Annotated in this window: 5 protein-coding genes; 1 reads left to right on the top strand and 4 read right to left on the bottom strand. The window is 68.3% G+C overall.

What is annotated here, in order from left to right:
- Window positions 1-121: 121 nt before the first annotated feature.
- Complete coding sequence (locus tag VFE28_07940; protein ID HZM15917.1) at window positions 122-1,108, bottom strand: trypsin-like peptidase domain-containing protein; 987 nt, start codon at window positions 1,106-1,108, stop codon at window positions 122-124.
- Window positions 1,109-1,510: 402 nt separating this feature from the next.
- Window positions 1,511-2,080, bottom strand: coding sequence for a GNAT family N-acetyltransferase (locus VFE28_07935; GenBank protein HZM15916.1), 570 nt, complete (start codon window positions 2,078-2,080; stop codon window positions 1,511-1,513).
- Window positions 2,081-2,289: 209 nt separating this feature from the next.
- On the opposite strand from VFE28_07935, the gene VFE28_07930 reads away from it, so the two are divergent.
- Entirely contained in the window at window positions 2,290-3,780 is a 1,491-nt protein-coding gene (locus tag VFE28_07930; protein HZM15915.1) for a sodium/solute symporter, read from the top strand.
- A gap of 3 nt (window positions 3,781-3,783) precedes the next feature.
- Here the strand turns inward: VFE28_07930 and VFE28_07925 are convergent, their stop codons facing one another.
- Both VFE28_07925 and VFE28_07920 read right to left on the bottom strand, forming a co-directional pair.
- Window positions 3,784-4,404: an HAD family hydrolase gene (locus VFE28_07925; protein HZM15914.1), complete on the bottom strand. Its 621-nt coding sequence runs from the start codon at window positions 4,402-4,404 to the stop codon at window positions 3,784-3,786.
- Between the two features lie 283 nt (window positions 4,405-4,687).
- Complete coding sequence (locus VFE28_07920) at window positions 4,688-6,574, bottom strand: bifunctional homocysteine S-methyltransferase/methylenetetrahydrofolate reductase (protein HZM15913.1); 1,887 nt, start codon at window positions 6,572-6,574, stop codon at window positions 4,688-4,690.
- Window positions 6,575-6,579 lie beyond the last annotated feature (5 nt).

The following is a 6,579-nucleotide window of genomic DNA, read 5'->3' as shown; positions in this document are numbered from 1 at the left end:
GTCGACTCGGCGTGCCATGTTTTTCCTCCAGGCCCTGCCGGCGCCGGCGGCGCCGCCATTGGATTCTGTCCCCGCGGCGGCGTCCGGAGCGGACTCCGCCACCAAGTTCCCAGTCGCTGCTTCAGGGGTTGGTCTTGATCTCCTGCAGGACGACCTCGGTCTGGTGCTCGCGGCCGTCACGCACGTACGTCACCTTGACGCGATCGCCTGGCTCGTGGTCTTCGAGGATATCGCCCATGTCGCCGTAGTCCTCCACGCTCTTGCCATCGATTGCCGTGATGACGTCCAAATGGATGCGGCCCGCATCGTCCTGCCAAGCGGATTTCAAGCCGGCCTTGGCAGCGGCACTCCCCGCCGTGACCGTCATCACCGCGACCCCGACCACGCGCCACTGGCGGGCGCGATTCTCCGGCAACATCTCCACGCCGAAGCCGGCGCGTTTCACGCCGCCGAACTGGATGAGCTGGGGGACGATCTCCAGCACCGTGTTCACCGGCACGGCGAAGCCGATGCCGGCGCTTTGTCCCACTTGGGAGTAGATCGCGGTGTTGATACCGATGAGGCGGCCCGAGGAGTCGAGCAGCGGCCCTCCGGAGTTCCCGGGATTGATGGACGCGTCGGTCTGGATGACGTCGTGGATGGTGGTCCCGGTGACCGACTTCATCTCCCGGCCCAGGGCACTGATGATCCCTGTGGTCAGGGTTTGGTCGAGGCCGAAGGGGTTGCCGATGGCGAGCACCTTCTGGCCCACCACGAGGTCTCTCGAGCTACCGGGCTGGATCGGAGGTAGCGAAGCCGAGGGGGCGCCGATGTACAGCACCGCGAGGTCTTTGTTCGGTTCCCTCCCCACCAGCTGCGCGTCGTACACCGAGCCGTCGGCCAGGGTGACGCTGAAGCTGGTGCCTTCGGCGACGACGTGAAAATTGGTCACGATGTGTCCTTCGCGATCCCAGACGAACCCCGAGCCAGAGCCGAGGGGGATCTCCGTCACGTCGAGGGTGAAGAAGTTGCGGGTCATTCCCTTCGAGGTGATGTTGGCGACGGATCGCGAAACGTGGCGGAAGACCTCGATGGTGTTGCGCTCGTCCGGGAGCAGCCCGGACGGCAAGGGCGGCTCCTCACCGGCGGCCTGGGCGGGAGGTTTCGTTTCCGCCGGCTGGCTCTTGGAAGGTGCCGCCGCAGCTTCGGGCCTTGCGGTCGCATTCGAAGACGCTGTGGCTTCCGACTGACTGCGCTCGTCGGAAGAACAGGCGCTGGGGACGATGAGAGCGAATGCGAGAGCCAGAGTCAGGGGGCGCAAGGTACTCCTCCGGGGACGGCGAGCCTGGATTGTGGCCGAGGGCCTCGGCTCCCAGCAAGGGGGTGCGAGCAGGGGGCCGGCGAGCCCGGGAGGACGGCGAACAGGGGACGGCGAACGGGGGACAGCGAACGGGGGACAGCGAACGGGGGACAACGGAGCGGTGGAGCCGGCGCGCGTGGACGGGCCGGGCGGGGCGCAGGGCAGACCGGCTCAGGGCAGGTCGCGGAGTGGCCGATAGGTGTGGCGGAGATCGCAGGCCATGTAGATGACGTCGGCGTAGGTCCGCCGGTCCCGGATGTTGTTCGGGAAGATGCCCCAAGTCCGGAACCCGAGCTTCTGGAAGAGTTCGATCGCCGCCACGTTGGTGATGCGCACGTCGAGCCAGACGATCTCCACCTTGCGGCGCTTGGCCTCGGCCAACAGCCGCTGGACGATGGCGGCGCCCAGGCCGTGGCGTTGCAGCTCGTGCCGCACCATGACGCGGCCCATCTCCCAGCAATGCCGCCGCAGCTCGTCTTTGGGATCTCTGCGGATGAGCCCGAAACCGTCGAAGGGCTTCGCTCCCGCCACGACGGCGATGACGTCGCCGTCCGCGATGCCCTGCTGCAGGCTGCCGAAGTACTCCGCGGCGTTCCGGCGCTTCATGGGCTTGAGAAAGCCGATGGTGCCGCCGTGCATGATGCTGCCGTTGAAGAGCCGGTGCAGAGCCGCCTGCCCTTCCGGGGTGAAGTCGTCGGCTCCGACGAGGCGGAGCGGGGGGCGGGACGACCGCGACCGCATGGCGCACCTCCAGAGTGATCCGTCCGAACGCCCGGCACGATAGCACGCGCTCCGGCTCCCCGGCTGCTCCTTCGCTTGCCAGGTCTGGAGGTCGAGGACACGGCGGCCGGCGCTCCCGCCGTGGCCGTTTCGGCGCCGTTGTTGCTTGCCTCTCCAACCTCGATTGGAGGACCCTGCGCACGGGTGCAGGGTGGAGGGAGGCGTCGGGAATGCATCCCATCGGCTGGGCAGTCGTTGTCCTCTACGCGGGGGCGGTCCTCTTCATCGGCTGGCTCACCAGCCGGAAGCAGAGCGGCACCGACGAGTACTTCCGCGGCTCGCGCCGCCTGCCCTGGTGGGCCCTCGGCATCTCCATCATCGCCACCGCCTTCTCGGCGGCGTCGCTCCTCGGCGGACCAGGCGAGGGTTATGGCCACGGCTTCCTCTGGCTGCAGCTGCAGATCGGCGATCTGATCGGTTATCTCTTGGTTTGCACCTTCTTCTTGCCGCTCTTCGCCCGTCTCGACTTGACCACGGCCTACGAATACCTGGAGAGGCGCTTCGACGCCAAGACGCGTTCGCTCGCCTCGCTCTATTTCCTGCTCTTCGTGGTGGTGCGACTCGGTGCCTTGCTCTACGGCGCCGCGCTCGTGGTCTCCGAGGTGTCCCATCTGTCGCTGGCCGTGTCGATCGCCATCGTCGGCGTCGTCGCCGTGCTCTACACGGTGGCCGGTGGGCTGGCTGCGGTGGTGTGGACCGACGTGCTGCAGTTCGCCATGGTGCTGCTCGGCATCGGCGCCACCCTCTTCGTCGCCAGCCGCCAGGTGGAGGGCGGCTTCGACAGCATCGTGGCGACGGCAAAGGCAGGGGGCCGCTGGGTGCTCTTCGACCTCTCCTGGAACCCGCAGTCGATCCGCGCTCTCCCCACCGCCATCCTCGCTTACGGCATGCTGGCCTTCGCCGTGGCGGGGACGAACCAGCAGTCGGTGCAGCGTTACCTCGCCTGCGCCGACGTGCGCGCCGCGCGCCGGGCCGCGCTGCTGGCCTGGGGGACGGGCTGCATCGGCGTCGCTGGCACGCTGCTCCTCGGCGTTTTCCTCTACGCCTTCTACCAGGCTGCACCCGGGCACTTGCCCGCGGAGGTCCTGCCCGATCGCATCCTGCCGATCTTCATCGCCAACGAGCTGCCTCCGGCGGTGGCCGGTCTGCTCGCTGCCGCCATCTTCGCCGCCGCCATGTCCTCCTGCGATTCCGCCATGCACTCCTTCTCCACCTGCCTGGTGGTGGACTTCTACCGTCGCTACTTCAGACGGAACGAGCCCGAGGTGCACTACCTGCGGGTCGCACGGCTCCTCGTCGTCTGTTCCGGGCTGATCGGGATCGGCTCGGCCTTCTACGTGGCGGGGAAAGCGCAGACGCTCCTCACCTTCCTGGCCACCTACACGTCCTACTTCGTCGGGCCGGTGCTCGGTCTCTTCATGCTCGGCCTGTGGTCGCCGCGGGCGAACGGCACCGGGGCGTTCTGGGGTGCTTGCGCCGCCGCCGGGCTTCTTCTCGGCGTGACCCGGTTTGGGCCGTGGACGATCCCGGGCATCTGGTTCAGCGCCATCACGGCGCCGCTCACCTTCGCCTTCGGGACGCTGCTGTCGGTCTGGGTGAGGGCACGGGCCCGGGCGGGCGGGGCTTCTGCGGTGGTGGAAAGCTCGGCGCTGGCTTCTTGAAGCTCAGCGTCCCGGCGGTGCTCCGACGAGGGCGAGGATCTCACCGAGTTCTTGCACCGCCGGGGCGCGCTCGGTCCGGAAGCCGACGAAGCGCACCGCCGCCGCCGCGGCAGCCTCGGCGTCGCATTGCGAATCTCCGACCAAGAGCGCCTGCCGTGGCTGCAGCTCCAGTTCCCTGCAGGCCTGGAGCACCATGTCCGGCGCTGGCTTGGCCGCGATCCTCGGTCCGGCGCCCACGGTGACATCCACCAGGCCGATGAGGCCGGCCCAGGCGAGAAGGTCTCGGGCCAGGCAGGTGGGTGTGTTGGTGACCACGCCGCGCAGGATCCCGGCCTCGTGCAGGCCCACGAGCACATCCCGCGCTCCGTCCCGCCTCAGCATGCACCCGTCGAAGTCGAGCAGGTGCGCCTCGTAGAAGCGCTGCACGTCCGCTGCGGCGCAGCCCGGAAAGAACTGTTGCAGGTCGGCTTCGATTCCCTGACCCCAGGATTGCTCGAACTGTTCGCGGCTCACATCGGGCTTGCAGAAGTGACGGGTGGCCTGGTTGACGAGGCGAAACCAGGCCTCGCGGGAGTCGACCAGGACGCCGTCCAAATCGAAGAGCACTGCTCGCAGTGCGGGCACGCTTTCTCTCCTGGTCCGCGTGGTGGACTGCTAGCGAGAGCAACCAAAAGGCAGCACTCGTCCGGCCAACGAATCAACGGGGAAGCGAAGTCAATCTTAACAGGTCGGGTTGGGGGCAGGCGAGCAGGATTTTCTGCTCGTGCTTTTGTTTCTTCCTTACTGGACAGGAAGGAAAACCATCGCGGTGGAAGCGAACGGACCCCGCAGGATCTGCGCGCGCAAGACTGCGATTCCAGGCGGCTGCCGTGCCTCCGGGATCTTGCGGATGCATTCCCCGCCCGGATCAATTCCTCGCCGCGGCGCGCGCGAAGACTTCCAAGGCCTGCAGGGGTTGCTTGAAGGGCGCGACGACGTAGACGCCGGCGGCGCTCCGGGTGCGCTCGAGCGCGGCGATCAGCTCGGCGACGAGTTCGAAGCCGACCTCCCGCTCTTGCGGCCCCGCTTCTTCGAGGCGGCGGCAGACGCTCTCGGGCACCACGACACCCGCGACGTTCTCGTTGATCCGCCGTGCCTGCTTCAGGCTGATGAGCGGCCAGACGCCGAGGATCACCGGCACTTCGACGCGTCCCTCGAGTTGCTCGCGGAAGCGGAGCCAGCTCTCCAGGTCGAAGAAAGGCTGGGTCATGGCGAAGTCGGCGCCGGCGCGGATCTTCTCCTGCAGGCGCAGCAACTCCGCGCCGACGTGCGGGGCGTTCTGGTTCACCGCGACGCCAATGGAGAGGGGGAAGGCCTGCATGGTGGTGCGCTCGTGCACCTGGTGGCCGGCGCGCAAGCGGACGAGCGCCCGTACCAAGCCGATGCTGTCCACCTGGTACACACCCTTGGCCTCGGCGTAGAGATCGCCCTTCGGGGGATCGCCGGCGATGACGAGGACGTTGCGCACGCCGCCCCACGAGGCGGCGCCGAGGACCTGCGAGAGGATGCCGGCGACGCTGGAATCCCGGGGCGTGATGTGGGGCAGTGTCTCCACCCCCAGGCGTTCGATGCCCGCAGCGATCTGCAGCGAATCCTGCCGTCCCCCGGAGCCGGAGCTGTTGATATCCACCAGGTCCACCACTCGGCGGGAGAGGACTTCGTCGACCACGGCGCGGTTCAGCTCGTCCGAAGGGCCGCGCTGCGGGTCGATTTGCAGGCTGCGGACGAATTGGCCGGAACGGAGCTTGGTGAGCAGGCCCGAGGGCTGCTGCGCCACCGCCCCGAGCGGCTCTTCGACGACGAGCTCGGCGCGCACGATCGCGACCGGCGGCCGGCGCGTCTCGGGCCCGGCCTGATGGTTCCGCACCGTGGTCGCGATCACCTGGATTTGCTCGGGCGTGGTGCCGCAGCAGCCGCCGATGACGCGGGCGCCGTGCGCCAAGGCGTCGCGACAGAAGGTCTCGTAGTACTCCCGCGACATGTCGGGGTAGAGAACGCGCCCGCCCGTTCGCTGGGCGAAGCCGGCGTTGGGCATGATGGTGAGAGGCAGGTCCGCACCGCGGGCCATGCTCTCCAGCACCGCCAGGCTCGCCTGCGGCCCGAGGCTGCAATTCACCCCGAAGGCCTGCACCTGGCCCGAGCGCGCCACGCGGCCGAAGGCGGTGGCGGCATCCTCTCCCGAAGCGAGCTCGCCGTGCTCGTCGAAGCTCATGGAGGCGAACAACACCGTCGAAGCGCTCACCTGGCGTACCGCGTCGATGGCGAGGACCAGATCTTCGAGGCGCGAGAAGGTTTCGAGGAGCAATAGATCGACGCCCCGTTCGAGCAGGGCTTCCGCTTGCTCCTGGAACTGGCGCCGCTGCTGCGCCGTGCTGGGGTTGGCGTCGAGGAGCCAATCGGCGTCGAGCGGACCGAGGGAGCCGGCGATCCACACGGGACGGCCGCAGGCGTCGCGGGCGTCGCGTGCGATCTTCACCGCTGTGGCGACCAGCTGGTCTGCCTGCGCCCCCAGACCCAGGCGTTCGAGCCGCGCCCGGCTGGCGCCGAAGGTGTTCGTGGTGATCATGCCGGCCCCGGCCGCGATGTAACTCATGTGGATGCTCTGGACGATCTCAGGATGGGCGAGATTGACCTCGAGCAGGGCATGGGCCATGGCTGCGGGGCCGCCGCGCGGCAGTGAGCGGGCGATCATCGAGCCCATGGCGCCGTCGGCCACCAGGATGTCGCGGCGCAGCGTTTCGAGGAGAGTGGACAAGAGGA

It is taken from the genome of Candidatus Krumholzibacteriia bacterium (genome assembly GCA_035649275.1).
GTDB lineage: Bacteria > Krumholzibacteriota > Krumholzibacteriia.
Note: the sequence above shows the minus strand (reverse complement) of the source record. Positions and strands in the feature narration are given on the sequence as shown.

Excerpts from the sequence above, each read along its gene's own strand:
- VFE28_07935 (HZM15916.1), bottom strand. The coding sequence starts at position 2,080 with ATGCGGTCGCGGTCGTCCCGCCCCCCGCTCCGCCTCGTCGGAGCCGAC.
- VFE28_07930 (HZM15915.1), top strand. The coding sequence starts at position 2,290 with ATGCATCCCATCGGCTGGGCAGTCGTTGTCCTCTACGCGGGGGCGGTC.